Below are 18,008 nucleotides of genomic sequence, written 5' to 3' on the forward strand. Positions count from 1 at the left end.
ATGGCCAGCACCTCCGAGGACAAGCTCCGCGACTACCTCAAGAAGGTCATCGCGGACCTGCGGCGCACGAAGCAGCGCCTGGAGTCCGTCGAGGCGAGGGACGCCGAGCCGATCGCGATCATCGGGATGGCCTGCCGCTACCCCGGCGGCGTCCGCACCCCAGAGGACCTCTGGCGGCTCGTCGCCGACGGCGCCGACGCCATCGGCGACCTCCCGGAGGACCGCGGGTGGGACACCGGTGGCCTCTACGACCCCACCCCCGGCACCCCCGGCAAGAGCTACGTGCGCCACGGCGGATTCCTCGACGGCGTCGCCGACTTCGACGCCGAGCTGTTCGGCATCGCCCCCCGCGAGGCCCTCGCCATGGACCCGCAGCAGCGGCTCCTCCTCGAATCCGCCTGGGAGGCCATCGAGCGCGCCCGCATCGCCCCCGCCGCCCTGCGCGGCAGCGACACCGGCGTGTTCATCGGCGGCGCCGACACCGACTACGGCTCCCTCGCCCGCCGGACCGAGGAGACCGAGGGCCACCTCCTCACCGGCGGAGCCGTCAGCGTCCTCTCCGGCCGCATCGCCTACACCCTCGGGCTGGAGGGCCCGGCCGTCACCGTCGACACCGCGTGCTCCTCCGCCCTCGTCGCCCTCCACCTCGCGGTCCGCGCGCTGCGCGCCGGCGAGTGCTCGATGGCCGTCGCCGGCGGCGTCGCCGTCATGCCGACCACCCGCCTGTTCACCGAGTTCTCCCGCCAGCGCGGCCTCGCCCCCGACGGGCGCTGCAAGCCCTTCGCGGAGGCCGCGGACGGCACCTCCTGGGCGGAGGGCGTCGGCGTCCTGCTCGTCGAGCGGCTCTCGGACGCCCGGCGCCTGGGCCACGAGGTCCTCGCCGTCGTCCGGGGCACCGCCGTCAACCAGGACGGCGCCAGCAGCCGCCTGACCGCCCCCAACGGCCCTTCGCAGCAGCGCGTCATCCAGGCCGCGCTCGCCAACGCCCGCCTCACCCCCGACCAGGTCGACGCGGTCGAGGCCCACGGCACGGGTACCACGTTGGGCGACCCGATCGAGGCCCAGGCCCTGCTCGCGACCTACGGGCAGGACCGGCCCGCGGACCGGCCGCTCTACCTCGGCGGCGTCAAGTCGAACATCGGCCACGCCCAGGCGGCGGCCGGCGTCGCGGGTGTCATCAAGACGGTCATGGCGTTGCGCGCCGGGGTGCTGCCGGCCACCCTGCACGTCGACGAGCCGTCCTCGCACGTGGACTGGACGGCGGGCGCCGTCGAGCTGCTGACGCAGGCCCGCGACTGGCCGCGGACCGGGCGTCCGCGCCGTGCGGGCGTCTCGGCGTTCGGCATCAGCGGGACCAACGCGCACGTGGTCCTGGAGCAGGCGGACGAGGTTGTGGCTGAGGAGCCTGCGGAGGCTGCCCCGGTCCCGGCCGTCGTGCCGTGGGTGCTGAGCGGCCGGACGCCGGACGCGCTGCGCGCCCAGGCCGCCCGGCTGCGCGAGGCCGCGGCGGACCTGCCGGTCGCGGACGTCGCGGCGGCGCTGGCCACGAGCCGGTCGATGCTCAACCACCGGGCCGTGGTGGTCGGTTCGGACCGGGATGCGCTGCTGCGCGGGCTCGACGCGCTGGCGGCGGGCTCGGGCGGGGTCGTCGAGGGCGCGGTCCGGGGCGGTGGGACGGCGTTCCTGTTCTCCGGGCAGGGGTCGCAGCGGCTGGGGATGGGGCGGGAGTTGTATGAACGCTTCCCGGTGTTCGCTCGGGCCTTCGACGAGGTGTGCGGGGCGGTGGACCTCCCGCTTCGGGATGTCGTCTGGGAGTCGGACGAGGAGCTGCTGAACCGGACGGAGTTCGCCCAGGTGGCGCTCTTCGCCGTCGAGGTGGCGCTGTACCGGCTGGTCGAATCGTTGGGCGTGCGGCCGGAGTTCGTGGCCGGGCACTCGATCGGTGAGGTGGCGGCCGCGCACGTGGCCGGGGTGTTCTCGCTCGCCGACGCGTGCGCGCTGGTGAGCGCCCGTGGCCGGCTGATGCAGGCGCTGCCTTCGGGTGGCGCGATGCTGGCGGTGCAGGCGACGGAGGACGAAGTCCTGCCGTTGGTGGGTGAGTTCGTGTCGATCGCCGCCGTGAACGGGCCTTCGTCGGTGGTCGTTTCCGGTACGGAGGAGGCCGTCGAGGAGGTCCGCGCGCACTTCGCCGACCGCAAGACGACCCGGCTGCGCGTCTCGCACGCGTTCCACTCGCCACTGATGGACCCGATGCTGGAGGACTTCCGCGCCGTCCTCAACGGGCTGACGTACGCTACTCCTTCGATCCCGATCATCTCCAACCTGACGGGGGAGACAGCCGCTCCCGAGCAGCTGTGCTCGGCGGACTACTGGGTGCGCCACGTCCGCGAAGCCGTCCGCTTCGCCGACGGCCTGCGCGCGTTGGAGTCCGCCGGCGTCACCCGCTTCCTGGAGCTCGGCCCCGACGGCGTCCTGACGGCGCTGGCGGCCTCCTCTCTTTCCGACGAGGCCGTGCTGGCCTCCTTCCTCCGCAAGGACCAAAACGAGGACACGACCGTCCTGACCGCGCTCGCGCGCCTGCACGTCACCGGCGCGCCCGTCGACTGGGCCGCGCTCTTCGCCGGCACCGCCGTCCGCCCGGTCGACCTGCCGACCTACGCCTTCCAGCACCGCCGCTACTGGCCGCCCACCGCCCCCGCGACCGCCGGCGACCTCGGCGCCGCCGGCCTCGACACCGCTGACCACCCGCTGCTCACCGCCTCGCTCGAACTCTCCGACGACGACGGCCTGTTGTTCACGTCCCGGCTCTCCAGGCAGTCCCACCCCTGGCTCGCCGACCACGAGGTGCGCGGCAACGTCCTGCTGCCCGGCACCGCGTTCCTCGAACTGGCCGGCCGCGCCGGTGACGAGGCCGGGTGCGACCGCGTCGAGGAACTGACCCTGGCCGCGCCGCTCGTCCTGCCCGAGCGTGAGGGCGTCCAGATGCAACTGCGGGTCGGCGCGGCCGACGAGAACGGCCGCCGCACCTTCACCATCGCCTCCCGGCCCGAGGGCGACGGCCGTGCCTGGGACCAGCACGCGAGCGGCGTCCTGGGCGTGGGGGAGAGGCGCACCGCGTTCGACACGTCCGTGTGGCCGCCGGCCGGTGCCGAGGCGGTCGACCTGACCGGGCTGTACGAGGGCATGGCCGACGGCGGCTACGCGTACGGCCCGGTGTTCCAGGGCCTGCGGGCGGCCTGGCGGCGCGGCGACGAGGTCTTCGCCGATGTCGCCCTGCCGGACGGCACCGAGGGCGCCGGTTACGGTCTGCACCCGGCGCTGCTCGACGCCGCCCTGCACGTCACGGCCGTCAACGGGATGCCGCACGGCGTCGTGCCGTTCTCGTGGGAGGACGTGTCGCTGCACGCCTCCGGGGCGTCCTCGGTGCGCGTGCGCGTCACCCGGACCGGCGAGGAGTCCGTCGCGGTGGCGGTCGCCGACGCCGAGGGCTTGCCGGTGGCGTCCATTGGGTCGCTGGCCCTGCGCGCGGTGTCGAGCGGCGAGTCGGCAGCGGCTCGGGACGGGCTGTTCCGGGTGGACTGGGTGCCGGTGAAGAGCGCGGCTGCTCCGGAGTTCGTGGAGGTGGAGTCGCTGGCGGAGGTGCCGTCGGAGGTTCCGCCGGTGGTGGTGATCCGACCGGCCGACGGCGAGGTGCAGGCGCGGACGGCGCGGGTGCTGGAGCTGGTGCAGGGTTGGTTGGCGGAGGAGCGTTTCGCGGCCTCGCGTCTGGTGTTCGTGACGCGCGGCGTGGTGGCGGGCGAGGACCTGTCGGGTGCTGCGGCGTGGGGTCTGGTGCGGTCGGCGATGTCGGAGGAGCCGGGCCGGTTCGGCCTGGTGGATCTGGCGGGTTCGGAAGAACTGCCGGCCGCCGCCCTGGGCTTGGACGAGCCGCAGCTGCTCGTCCGCGACGGGGAGGTCCTCGCGGCCCGGCTCGTGCGCGCCGAATCGGCGGGCGAGCCGGTCGTGTGGGCCGGGGAGGGCACGGTCCTGATCACCGGCGGCACGGGCGGCCTGGGCCGGGTCATGGCCCGGCACCTGGCCGTCGAGCACGGCGTGCGGCACCTGCTGCTGGTCAGCCGCCGGGGCGCCGACGCCGAGGGCACGGACGACCTGCTCGCCGAGCTGGCGGCGGCCGGCGCGGAGGCCGTCGTGGAGGCGTGCGACGTCGCCGATCCGGCGGCGGTGGCGGACCTGTTCGCCCGGCACGAGATCCGCGCGGTCGTCCACACGGCCGGCGTGATCGACGACGGCGTGATCGGCTCCCTGACCGCCGAGCGCGTCAGTACCGTCCTGCGCCCGAAGGCGGACGCCGCCTGGCACCTGCACGAGGCCACGAAGGACCGAGAGTTGGCGGCCTTCGTCCTGTTCTCCTCCGTCTCCGGCGTCTTTGGGGGCCCGGGCCAGGCCGCCTACGCGGCGGGCAACGCCTACCTGGACGCCCTGGCGCTCCACCGCCGTTCGCTCGGCCTGCCCGCCGTCTCGCAGGCGTGGGGCCCGTGGACCCGCGACGGCGGCATGATCGGCACGCTCGCCGACGTCGACCTGCACCGGATCGCCCGCTCGGGCATGCCGGAGCTCACCCCCGCCGAGGGCGCCGCGCTCTTCGACGCCTCGCTCGCCGCCGGCGAGCCCGCGATCCTGCCTGTGCGCCTGGACCTCGCGGTGCTGCGGGCCCAGGGCTCGGTGCCCGCCCTGCTGCGCGGCCTGGTGCGCGGCCGGGTCCGGCGCGCGGTGGTCGCGGGCTCGGCCGCCTCGGCGGGCCTCGCGCAGCGACTGTCCGGTCTTGGTGTCGACGAGCGGCGGGCGGCCGTCCTGGAGCTGGTGCGCGACCAGATCGCCGCGGTGCTGGGCCACGAGGGCGGCTCGGTCGTCGACCCGTCGCGGGCGTTCCAGGACCTCGGCTTCGACTCGCTGACGGCGGTCGAGCTTCGCAACCGGCTGAAGTCGGTGACGGGTCTCCAGCTGCCGGCCACGGTGGTGTTCGACTACCCGACGGCGAGCGCGCTGGCGGGCTTCGTGCTGGAGGGGCTGTTCGGCGCCGAGGAGGTGGCGGAACTCGCCTCCGTGCTGCCCGTGTTGTCCGACGACCCGGTGGTCATCGTCGGCATGGCATGCCGGTACCCGGGCGGCGTCGAGTCACCCGAGGACCTGTGGCGGCTGGTGGCCGACGGTGTGGACGCGGTGTCGGACTTCCCGACGAACCGCGGCTGGGACGTCGACTCGCTCTACAGCGAGGACCGGTCCGTGCCGGGCACGTCGTACACTCGGCGGGGCGCGTTCCTGCACGACGCCGGTGAGTTCGACCCCGAGTTCTTCGGCATGAGCCCGCGCGAGGCGCTGGCGACGGACGCGCAGCAGCGCCTGCTGCTGGAGACGTCGTGGGAGGCGTTCGAGCGGGCCGGCATCGACCCGGTGACGCTGCGCGGCAGCCGGACCGGCGTCTTCGCGGGCATCATGTACACCGACTACCGCTCGCTGCTGGACGGCGAGGAGTTCGAGGGCTTCCGGGGCAACGGCAGCGCTCCCAGCGTCGCCTCCGGTCGGGTGTCCTACACCTTCGGCTTCGAGGGTCCGGCGGTCACGGTGGACACGGCGTGCTCGTCCTCGCTCGTGGCGATGCACCTGGCGGCGCAGGCGCTGCGCGGCGGTGAGTGCTCGCTGGCGCTGGCCGGCGGTGTGACGGTGATGTCGACGCCGGGGACGTTCGTGGAGTTCTCGCGCCAGGGCGGCCTTTCGGCCGACGGCCGGTGCCGTTCGTTCGCGGAGGCGGCCGACGGCGTGGGCTGGGGCGAGGGCGTCGGCATGGTCGTGCTGGAGCGCCTGTCGGACGCCCGCCGGAACGGCCATCGAGTGCTGGCAGTTCTGCGAGGGAGCGCCGTCAACCAGGACGGTGCCTCCAACGGCCTGACGGCACCGAACGGTCCGTCGCAGCAGCGGGTGATCCGGCAGGCCCTGGCGAGCGCCGGGCTGTCGTTCGGCGACGTGGACGCGGTGGAGGCGCACGGCACCGGGACGACGCTGGGCGACCCGATCGAGGCGCAGGCGCTGCTCGCGACGTACGGGCAGGACCGCGAACTGCCGCTGCTGCTGGGCTCGATCAAGTCGAACATCGGGCACGCCCAGGCGGCGGCCGGCGTCGCGGGCGTGATCAAGATGGTGCTGGCGATGCAGCACGGCCTGCTGCCGCGCACGCTGCACGTGGACGCGCCTTCCTCGCACGTCGACTGGACGGCGGGCGCGGTCGAGCTGCTCGCCGAGGCCCAGGACTGGCCGCAGGCCGGTCGGCTCCGCCGGGCGGGCGTGTCGTCGTTCGGGATCAGCGGCACCAACGCGCACGTGATCCTGGAGGAGGGCGAGCCCGAGGTCGTGCAGGAGGGCGTGGCCACGGCCGGGGCGATGCCCTGGGTGGTGTCGGCCAGGTCCGAGGCGGCGCTGGACGCGCAGGTGGCGCGGCTCGCTGACCTCGACGGGCGGTCGGCGCTCGACGTCGGCCTGACCCTGGCCGGGCGGACGGCCTTCCCGTACCGGGCGGTGCTCGTCGACGGCGTCGAGGCGGCCCGGGGCGTCACGGGTGAGGGCGGGACGGCGGTCCTGTTCTCCGGGCAGGGCTCGCAGCGGCTGGGGATGGGGCGGGAGTTGTACGACCGGTTCCCGGCGTTCGCGGAGGCGTTCGACGAGGTGTGCGCGGCGGTGGATCTGCCGCTTCGGGATGTCGTCTGGGGCTCGGACGCGGAGCTGCTGAACCGGACGGAGTACGCCCAGGCCGGGCTGTTCGCGGTCGAGGTGGCGCTCTACCGGCTGCTCGAATCGTTCGGCGTGCGGGCGGAGTTCGTGGCCGGGCACTCGATCGGCGAGGTGGCGGCCGCGCACGTGGCCGGGGTGTTCTCGCTGGAGGACGCCTGCAAGCTGGTGGCCGCTCGCGGTCGGCTGATGCAGGCGCTGCCGGCGGGTGGCGCGATGCTGGCGGTGCAGGCGACGGAGGACGAAGTCCTGCCGCTGCTCGGCGAGTTCGTGTCGATCGCCGCCGTCAACGGCCCGACCTCCGTCGTCGTCTCCGGCACCGAGGAGGCCGTGGATGCGATCCGTGCGCACTTCGCCGACCGCAAGACGACGCGTCTTCGCGTCTCGCACGCGTTCCACTCGCCACTGATGGACCCGATGCTGGCGGACTTCCGCGCCGTCCTCAACGGGCTGACCTACGCTGCTCCTTCGATCCCGGTGGTCTCCAACCTGACGGGCGAGACAGCCACGCCCGAGCAGCTCTGCTCGCCCGACTACTGGGTTCGCCACGTCCGCGAGGCCGTCCGCTTCGCCGACGGGATCCGCACGCTGGAAGCCGCAGGCGTCACGCGCTTCCTGGAGCTCGGCCCCGACGGCGTCCTCACCGCGCTCGCGGCCGCCTCCCTCTCCGGCGACGCCGTCCTGGCCCCCGTCCTCCGGAAGGACCAGGCTGAGGATGCGACCGTCCTGACTGCCCTCGCGCGCCTGTACGTCACCGGCGCGCGCGTCGACTGGGCCGTCCTCTTCGCCGGGACCGGTGCCCGCACCGTGGACGTGCCCACGTACGCGTTCCAGCACCGGCACTACTGGCCGGCGGTCACGCTCGCGCGCGGCGGCGACGTCCGGCTCGCGGGCCTCGGTACCGCCGAGCACCCGCTGCTGGGCGCGGCCGTCGAGCTCGTCAACACGGACGGCTACCTGTTCACCGGCCGGCTGTCGGCCGGGTCGCACGGGTGGCTGGCGGACCACGTCGTCATGGGTTCGGTGCTGGTGCCGGGGACGGCGCTGATGGAGCTGGCCGTGCGCGCCGGGGACGAGGTCGGCTGCGACCTGGTCGAGGAGCTGACGCTCGCCGCGCCGCTCGTCCTGCCCGAGCGGGGCGGCGTGCGGGTGCAGGTGTGGGTCGGCGAGCCGGACGCGTCCGGGCGGCGCGCGCTCACCGTGCACGCCCGGCCGGACGACGCGGACGGGACGGACTGGACCCTCCACGCCACCGGTGTGCTGGGGACGGGTGCGGCGCCGGCGCCGTTCGAGGCGTCCGTCTGGCCGCCGGCCGGTGCCGAGGCGGTCGACCTGACCGGGCTGTACGAGGGCCTGGCGGAGGCCGGGTTCGGGTACGGCCCGGCGTTCCGGGGGCTCGGCGCGGCCTGGCGGCGCGGGGACGAGGTCTTCGCGGAGGTCGTCCTGCCCGAGGGCACCGACGGGAGCGGCTTCGGCCTGCACCCGGCGCTGTTCGACGCCTGCCTCCACGCGTTCGCGCTGACCGGGTCCGACGAGCGCGGCGTGCCGTTCGCGTGGGAGGACGTGGCGCTGCACGCCTCCGGCGCGTCGGCGGTCCGGGTGCGGCTGACGCCGTCGGCGGGCGGCGGGGTGTCGCTCGCGATCGCCGACACGGAGGGGCGCCCGGTGGCGACCGTCGGGTCGCTGGTCGTGCGCCCGGTGGCGGCGGGCGAGGCGGGCCCGGTCGGCCGGGACGCGTTGTTCCGGGTGGACTGGGTGCCGGTGAAGAGCGCGGCTGCTCCGGAGTTCGTGGAGGTGGAGTCGCTGGCGGAGGTGCCGTCGGAGGTTCCGCCGGTGGTGGTGATCCGACCGGCCGACGGCGAGGTGCAGGCGCGGACGGCGCGGGTGCTGGAGCTGGTGCAGGGTTGGTTGGCGGAGGAGCGGTTCGCGGCCTCGCGGCTGGTGTTCGTGACGCGCGGCGTGGTGGCGGGCGAGGACCTGTCGGGTGCTGCGGCGTGGGGTCTGGTGCGGTCGGCGATGTCGGAGGAGCCGGGCCGGTTCGGCCTGGTGGATCTGGCGGGTTCGGAAGAACTGCCGGCCGCCGCCCTGGGCTTGGACGAGCCGCAAGTGCTCGTCCGCGACGGGGAGGTCCTCGCGGCCCGGCTGATTCGGACGAAGGCCATGGCCGAAGGGGTGGCGTGGCCGAGTGAGGGCACGGTCCTGGTCACTGGCGGAACCGGCGGCCTCGGCAAGGTCGTGGCCCGGCACCTGGCGGCCGGGCACGGCGTGCGCAGCCTGCTGCTGGTCAGCCGTCGCGGCGCGGACGCCGAGGGCGTCGAGGCGCTGCTCGCCGGGCTGGCCGAGCTCGGCGCGGAGGCGGTCGTCGAGGCCTGTGACGTGGCCGACGAGGCCGCCGTGGCAGACCTGTTCGCCCGCCACGAGATCCGCGGGGTCGTCCACACCGCCGGTGTCCTCGACGACGGCGTGATCGGTTCCCTCACTCCCGAGCGCGTCTCCGCCGTCCTCCGTCCGAAGGCGGACGCGGCGTGGAACCTGCACCGGGCCGCCGAGAACGTCGAGACCTTCGTCCTCTTCTCCTCCGTCGCCGGCACGCTCGGCAGCGCGGGCCAGGCCGCCTACGCGGCGGGCAACGCCTACCTGGACGCCCTGGCGGTCCACCGCCGCTCGCTCGGTCTGCCCGCCGTCTCACTCGCCTGGGGTCCCTGGTCGGACGTGGCCGGCATGACCGGCACGCTCACCGACGCCGAGGCCGAGCGCATCGCCCGGCTCGGCCTTCCGGCCATCGCCCCGGAGCAGGGTGTCGCGCTTTTCGACGCGGCCATCGCCACCGGACACCCGACCGTGCTGCCGGTCCGCCTCGACCTGGCGGCGATGGCCGCGCACGGTGAGGTGCCCGCTCTGCTGCGCGGCTTGGTGCGGGGCCGCGTGCGACGCGCCGTCGTCGCCGGGTCGGCTGTGTCGGCGGGCCTGGCGCAGCGACTGTCGGGCCTGGGCGGCGACGAGCGGCGTGCGGCCGTCCTGGACCTGGTGCGCGACCAGATCGCGCTCGTGCTGGGCCACGACGCCGGCTCGGCGGTCGATCCGTCGAAGGCGTTCCAGGACCTCGGCTTCGACTCGCTGACGGCGGTCGAGCTGCGCAACCGGCTGCGGTCGGTGTCCGGTCTCCAGCTGCCGGCCACCGTTGTGTTCGACTACCCGACGGCGAGCGCGCTGGCCGGCTTCCTGCTGGAGGGCCTGTTCGGCACCGAGAGCACCGTCCACGTCCCCGAGGCGATGCCGTCGCTGTCGGACGACCCGATCGTGATCGTCGGGATGGCCTGCCGCTACCCGGGTGGCGTCGAGTCGCCCGAGAACCTGTGGCGGCTGGTGGCCGACGGCGTGGACGCGGTCTCCGGCTTCCCGACGAACCGCGGCTGGGACGTCGAGGCCCTCTACAACCCGGACCCGGAGCACGCCGGGACGTCCTACACGCGCTCCGGCGGATTCCTGTACGAGGCCGGGGAGTTCGACCACGAGTTCTTCGGCATGAGCCCGCGCGAGGCGCTGGCGACGGACGCACAGCAGCGTCTGTTGCTGGAGACCTCGTGGGAGGCCTTCGAGCGGGCCGGCATCGACCCGGTGACGCTGCGCGGCAGCCGGACCGGCGTCTTCGCGGGTGTGATGTACGCCGACTACGCGAGCCTGCTGGGCGGTGGCGAGTTCGAGGGTTACCAGGGCAGCGGCAGCGCGGGAAGTGTGGCCTCGGGCCGCGTCTCCTACACGTTGGGCCTGGAGGGTCCGGCGGTGACGGTGGACACGGCGTGCTCGTCGTCGCTTGTGGCCATGCACCTGGCCGCCCAGGCGCTGCGGGGCGGTGAGTGCTCGCTGGCGCTGGCCGGTGGCGTCACGGTGATGTCGACGCCGAACACCTTCGTGGAGTTCTCGCGCCAGGGCGGCCTTTCGGCCGACGGCCGGTGCCGTTCGTTCGCGGAGGCGGCCGACGGCGTGGGCTGGGGCGAGGGCGTCGGCATGGTGGTACTGGAGCGCCTGTCGGACGCCCGCCGGAACGGCCATCGAGTGCTGGCAGTTCTGCGGGGGAGCGCCGTCAACCAGGACGGTGCCTCCAACGGTCTGACGGCACCGAACGGCCCGTCGCAGCAGCGGGTGATCCGGCAGGCTCTCGCGAGCGCCGGGCTCTCGACGGCCGATGTGGACGCTGTCGAGGCGCACGGCACCGGGACGACGCTGGGCGACCCGATCGAGGCCCAGGCCCTGATCGCCACCTACGGCCAGGACCGCGAACTGCCCCTGCTGCTGGGCTCGATCAAGTCGAACATCGGCCACTCCCAGGCCGCGGCCGGCGTGGCCGGCGTGATCAAGATGGTGCTCGCGATGCAGCACGGCCTGCTGCCGCGCACCCTGCACGTGGACGCGCCCTCCTCGCACGTCGACTGGACGGCCGGTGCGGTCGAGCTGCTCACCGAGCGCACCGAGTGGCCGGCCACCGGCCACCCGCGCCGCGCGGGCGTGTCGTCCTTCGGGATCAGCGGCACCAACGCCCACGTGATCCTGGAGCAGGCCGAACCCGAGGCCGCGCGGGACGCTGCGGTGACGGCGGGGGCGATGCCCTGGGTGGTATCCGCCAAGTCCGAAGCGGCGCTGGACGCTCAGATCGCGCGGCTGACGGAGCTCGACGAACTTCCCGCTGCCGACGTGGCGTTCACCCTGGCCGGGCGGTCGCTCCTCCCGCACCGCGCGGTGGTCGTCGACGGGACCGAGGTGGCTCGAGGAGTCGCGTCGGCGGGCAAGAGCGCGTTCCTCTTCTCCGGCCAGGGCTCGCAACGCCTCGGCATGGGAGAGGAGTTGTACGCCCGCTTCCCGGTGTTCGTCGACGCGTTCGACGCCGTCTGCGCGGCGCTGGACGAGCACCTCGACCAACCCCTTCGCGGCGTCGTGTGGGGCGCGGACGAGGAGCTGCTGAACCGGACCGCGTATGCCCAGGCAGGGTTGTTCGCCGTCGAGGTGGCCCTGTTCCGTCTCGTCGAATCGCTCGGCGTCCGCGCCGAGTTCGTGGCGGGGCACTCGATCGGTGAGGTCGCGGCCGCGTACGTCGCCGGGGTGTTCTCGCTGGCGGACGCCTGCAAGCTGGTGGCCGCTCGTGGTCGGCTGATGCAGGCGCTGCCTTCGGGCGGCGCGATGCTGGCGGTGCAGGCGACGGAGGACGAAGTCCTGCCGCTGCTTGGTGAGTTCGTGTCGATCGCTGCCGTGAACGGTCCGCGCTCGGTCGTGGTCTCGGGGGCGGAGGAGGCCGTCGCGGCGATCGAGGCGCACTTCGCCGACCGCAGGACGAACCGGCTGCGCGTCTCGCACGCGTTCCACTCGCCGCTGATGGACCCGATGCTGGAGGACTTCCGCGAGGTCCTCAACGGGCTCACCTACGGCGCGCCGTCGATCCCGGTGATCTCCAACCTGACCGGCGCACCGGCCGAAGGCCTTCAGACGCCCGACTACTGGGTGCGCCACGTCCGCGAGGCCGTCCGCTTCGCCGACGGCATCCGCACCCTCCACGCCGCCGGTGTCGACCGCTTCCTCGAACTCGGCCCCGACGCCGTCCTCACCGCCCTCACCGCGAGCGCTCTGCCCGACGGTGAGGCCGAAGCGATCCCGGCGCTCCGCCGCAACCGGGCCGAGGAGCACACCCTCGTCGACGCCCTCGCCCGTCTCCACGTCCACGGCGCCACGGTGGACTGGGCCGCCCTGCTCGCCGCCACCGGCGCCCGGCACATCGACCTGCCGACGTACGCCTTCCAGCGCCGCCGCTTCTGGCCCGCGCCCCTGGCCGCCCGCGGCGGTGACGTCCGCTCCGCCGGCCTTGGTGCCACCACGCACCCGATGCTCGGCGCGGCCGTCGAACTGGCCGACGAGGACGGGTTGGTGCTCACCGGTCGCCTGTCGACGGCCGCCTTCCCGTGGCTGGTCGACCACACGGTCCAGGGCACGGTCCTGGTCCCCGGCGCCGGTCTGCTCGAACTCGCGCTGCGCGCCGCCGCCGAGGTGGGCTGCGAGCAGGTGGAGGAACTGACCCTGGCGGCACCGCTGGTGCTGCCCGAGCACGGCGCGCTCCAGCTCCAGCTCCGCGTCGGAGCGCCGGACGCCGTCGGCCGCCGGGGGCTCACGATCCACTCGCGGCCGGACGGGGATCCGGACGCCGGGTGGGTGCAGCACGCGGCCGGTTCGCTGGCCGCCTCCGGAGCCGTCGAGGCGGAGTCGTTCGACGTCTGGCCGCCGGCCGATGCCGAGCAACTGTCGGTGGAGGGCGTGTACGAGCGCATGGCGGAGTCCGGCTTCGGCTACGGCCACGCCTTCCAGGGCCTCCGTGCGGCCTGGAGGCGCGGGAACGAGCTGTTCGCGGACATCGAGCTCCCCGAGGACGTCGAGGCCGACGGCTTCGGCGTGCACCCGGCGCTCCTCGACGCGGCCATGCACGTCGCCATCGTGGACGCCGGGAGCGACGACACCGTGGTCCCGTTCGCGTGGACGGGCGCGGCGCTGCGCGCCGTCGGCGCGTCGGCCGTGCGGGTGCGCCTGGTTCGGCTCGACGGCGGCGGGCTGCGGCTCGACCTCGCCGACTTGGCGGGCGGTCCGGTGCTGACGGTGGCCTCCGTGAAGGGCCGGGCGGTCTCGGCGGAGCAACTGGGCTCGGCCGACCCGCTCTACGTGGTCGAGTGGTCGGAGCAGCCGGCCGCCGCGAGCGTGGGCAGGGAGTGGATGTCTTGGGACGCCCTGCCCACCGAGGGCCCGGCCCCCGAGACCGTCGTCCTGGACTGCGCGGCCGTGGCCGCCCCGGGCGACGACGTTCCGGCGGCCGTGCGCGAGGTGACGGGGCACGTGTTGCGCGCGGTGCAGGCGTGGCTGGCGGAGGAGCGGTTCGCGGCGTCGCGTCTGGTGGTTGTGACGCGGGGTGCGGTGGTGGTGCGTGAGGGTGAGCCGGTGGATCTGGCGCAGGCTCCGGTGTGGGGTCTGGTCCGGTCCGCGCAGGCGGAGAACCCGGGGCGGTTCGTCCTGCTGGACACGGACGGGGAGGTGATCGTCACCGGTGAGCCGGAGTCGGCCGTGCGTGGCGAGGCCGTTCACGTCCCGCGCTTGACCCGTCTGCCGCAGCCGGAGGGTCCGTTGCCGGTCGGTGCGGACGACACGGTGCTGATCACTGGAGGCACGGGTGGCCTGGGTGCTGTCGTGGCCCGGTACCTGGTTGCCGAGTGCGGGGTCCGGAGTCTGGTGCTGACGAGCCGTCGCGGTCTGGATGCGCCGGGCTCGGCGGAGCTGGTGGCGGAGCTGTCCGCCCTCGGCACTGTGGTTGAGGTCCGTGCCTGTGACATGGCGGACCGCGGGGCCGTGGCCGCTCTGATCGCCGCGATCCCTGGTCTCTCCGCCGTCATCCACGCCGCCGGTGTCGGTGACAACGGTCTGGTCGGCGCGCTCACGCCCGAGCGCGTGGATGCCGTCCTGGCGCCGAAGGCCGACGGCGCGTGGTACCTGCACGAGCTGACCGGCCACCTCGACCTGACCGCCTTCGTCCTCTTCTCCTCCGCCGGCGGCCTGGTCCTGACTGCCGGCCAGGGCAACTACGCCGCGGCCAATGTCTTCCTCGCCGCCCTCGCCGCCCACCGCCACGCCGCCGGCCTGCCCGCCACCTCGATGGCCTTCGGCCTCTGGGACGTCGGCGCAGGCCTCGGGCGTGACCTCGCGGACGTCGACCGGGCGCGGATGGCCACCCAGGGCGTTCCCGTCCTCGACCACGCGACCGGCCTCGCACTCTTCGCCACCGCCCTGCGCAGCGAGCGCGCGGCCGTCGTCCCGATCCGGGTCGACGCCGTCGCCCTGCGCGCCCGCACGGACGAGGTCCCCGCGCTCCTGCGCGCCCTCGCCGCCCCGCGCAGGCGCGCCGAGCTGCCCGCGAGCGGCCGCGCGGCCGAGACCGGGCTCGTCCGGCGCCTCGCCGGGCTGGGGGAGAGCGAGGGCCGGCGCCTGGCGCTGGAGCTCGTGCGCGCGGAGGTCGCCGCCGTGCTCGGCCACGCCTCCGCCGAGGCGATTGCGCCCGAGCGCGCGTTCCAGGAGCTCGGCTTCGACTCCCTCGCAGCGACCGACCTGCGCAACCGCCTCAACAAGCGCACGGGCCTGCGCCTGCCCGCCACGTTGGCCTTCGACTTCCCCAACGCCCGGGCCGTCGCGGAGCACCTCCTCGACCTGGCCGGCGCGGGCACGGAGCCGACCCCGGCCGCCGGCGCCGAGACCCGCTCGCACGCCGCCGACGAACCGATCGCGATCGTGGGCATGGCCTGCCGCTACCCCGGCGGCGCGGCCACGCCCGAGGACCTGTGGCGGCTGCTGGTGGACGGCGTCGACACTGTCACCGGCCTGCCGGCCGACCGCGGCTGGGACATCGAGAACCTCTACGACCCCGAGCCCGGCAAGGAGGGCCACAGCTACACCCGACACGGCAGCTTCCTGCACGACGCCGGCGACTTCGACCCCGGCTTCTTCGGGATCTCCCCGCGCGAGGCCCTCTACATGGACCCGCAGCAGCGGCTCCTGCTGGAGACCTCGTGGGAGGCGCTGGAGCGGGCGGGCATCGACCCACTGTCCCTGCGCGGCAGCCGGACGGGCGTCTTCGCGGGCGTCATGTACCACGACTACGCGCTCAACACGAACCCCTCGGGCACCAGCGGCGGCAGCGTCGTCTCCGGCCGCGTGTCCTACACGCTGGGCCTGGAGGGCCCGGCGGTGACCGTGGACACGGCTTGTTCCTCGTCCTTGGTCGCCCTGCACCTGGCGGTCCAGGCGCTGCGCACCGGGGAGTGCTCGCTGGCCCTCGCGGGCGGCGCGACGGTGATGTCGACGCCGGGCATGTTCATCGAGTTCTCGCGGCAGCGGGGGCTGTCCGCGGACGGCCGGTGCAAGGCGTTCGCGGGCGCGGCGGACGGCGTCGGCTGGTCGGAGGGCGTCGGGGTGCTGCTCGTCGAGCGGCTGTCCGACGCGGAGCGGAACGGGCACCGGGTGCTCGCGGTGATCCGCGGCACGGCCGTCAACCAGGACGGCGCGAGCAACGGCTTCTCGGCGCCGAACGGGCCGTCCCAGCAGCGGGTGATCCGCCAGGCACTGGCGAGCGCCGGGCTGTCCCCGGCGGACGTGGACGCCGTCGAGGCCCATGGGACGGGGACGACGCTGGGCGACCCGATCGAGGCACAGGCGCTCCTCGCGACCTACGGCCAGGACCGTGAACTCCCGCTGCTGCTGGGCTCGATCAAGTCGAACATCGGGCACGCGCAGGCGGCGGCCGGTGTGGCGGGCGTGATCAAGATGGTGCTGGCGATGCAGCACGGCGTGCTGCCGAAGTCGCTGCACATCGACCGGCCCTCGCCGCACGTCGAGTGGTCGGAGGGCGCGGTCGAGCTGCTGGCCGAGGCCCGGGACTGGCCGGCGACCGGCCGTCCGCGCCGGGCGGGCGTGTCCGCGTTCGGGATCAGCGGGACCAACGCGCACGTGATCGTCGAGCAGGGTCCTGAGCCGGTAGCCGAAATGCCGTTCGTAAAAGGCGAGTTGGGTACGCTTCCCTGGCTGCTCGCCGCGGCGACGCCGGAGGCCCTGCGGGTGCAGGCCGAGCGGCTCGCGACCTTCCTCGGCGCGCGGCCGGAGCTCGACGCGCTGGACGTCGCCCACTCGCTGGTGGCGACGCGGCCGGCGCTGGAGCACCGCGCGGTGCTGCTCGGCGCGGACCGGGCGGAGCTGCTGGCCGGACTGGACGCGCTGAGCCGGGGCGAACTCGCTCCGGGCGCGGACACCTCGTCCGCCCGGGCGGGTGGGGCGACGGCGTTCCTGTTCTCCGGGCAGGGCTCGCAACGGCTTGGCATGGGACGGGAGTTGTACGCCAGCTTCCCGGTCTTCGCGGAGGCGTTCGACGCGGTGTGCGCGGCGACAGGGCTTCCCGTGCGCGAGGTGGTGTGGGGCGGGGACGCGGAGCTGCTGAACCAGACCGCGTACGCTCAGGCGGGTCTGTTCGCCGTCGAGGTGGCGCTCTACCGTCTCCTCGAATCGCTGGGTGTGCGACCGGAGTTCGTGGCCGGGCACTCGATCGGCGAGGTCGCTGCGGCGCACGTCGCCGGGGTGTTCTCGCTGGAGGACGCCTGCGCCCTGGTGGCGGCCCGTGGCCGGCTGATGCAGGCGCTGCCTTTGGGTGGTGCGATGCTCGCGGTGCAGGCGACGGAGGACGAAGTCCTGCCGCTGCTTGGTGAGTTCGTCTCGATCGCGGCCGTGAACGGTCCGACGGCGGTCGTGGTCTCGGGCGCCGAAGAGGCCGTCTCGGAGATCGAGGAGCATTTCGCCGACCGCCGGACGACCCGCCTTCGCGTGTCCCATGCCTTCCACTCGCCGCTGATGGACCCGATGCTGGAGGACTTCCGTACGGTCCTCAACGGACTGGCGTACCACGCGCCGTCGATCCCGTTGGTCTCCAATCTGACCGGCGGGCTGGTTGACGGCCTGACGTCGCCCGACTACTGGGTGCGCCACGTCCGCGAGGCCGTCCGCTTCGCCGACGGGATCCGCACCCTCCACGAGGCCGGCGTCCGCCGCTACCTCGAACTGGGCCCGGACACCGTCCTGTCCGGCCTGGTGCAGGGCGCCCTCGACGACCCGACCTCCGCCCGCACGTGCGTCGTGCCCGCCCTGCACGCGGACCGGGATGAGGAGGCGAGCCTGATCGGCGCCCTCGGCCGGCTGTATGCGGCCGGGGCCGAGGTGGACTGGTCCGTCCTCTTCGCCGGCAGCGGCGCCCGGACGGTGGAGTTGCCCACCTACGCGTTCCAGCGCCGCCGCTTCTGGCTCGCTGCGACGACCCCGCTCGGCGACCTGGGCGCGGTGGGCGTGGGCGCCTTCGCGCACCCGCTGCTCGGCGCGGCCGTCGACCTGTCCCACACGGACGGGTTCCTCCTCACCGGCCGGGTGTCGCTGGACTTGCACCCGTGGCTGGCCGACCACCAGGTGCTGGACACCGTCCTGGTGCCGGGCGCGGCGCTGGTCGAGCTCGCGCTGCGGGCCGCGGCCGAGGTCGGGTGCGAACTGGTGGAGGAACTGACGCTGGCCGCACCGCTGGTGCTGCCCGAGCGCGGCGCCGTCCAACTGCACGTGCGGGTCGGTGGTCCGGACGCCTCGGACCGGCGCGCGGTCACCATCCACTCGCGGCCGGACGG

Annotated in this window: 1 protein-coding gene (only partly in view); it reads left to right on the forward strand. The window is 74.4% G+C overall.

Features of this window, described 5'->3' with window-relative positions:
• Window positions 1–18,008 carry the 5' portion of an SDR family NAD(P)-dependent oxidoreductase gene (locus ACH4E7_RS30420; protein WP_396252350.1) on the forward strand. 12,463 nt of this gene lie beyond the right edge of the window, so 18,008 of the gene's 30,471 nt are visible here — the first part of the coding sequence; the start codon lies at window positions 1–3; its stop codon lies beyond the right edge, outside the window.

The sequence above is a fragment of the Kitasatospora sp. NPDC018058 genome, from assembly GCF_044327205.1.
Lineage (GTDB): Bacteria > Actinomycetota > Actinomycetes > Streptomycetales > Streptomycetaceae > Kitasatospora.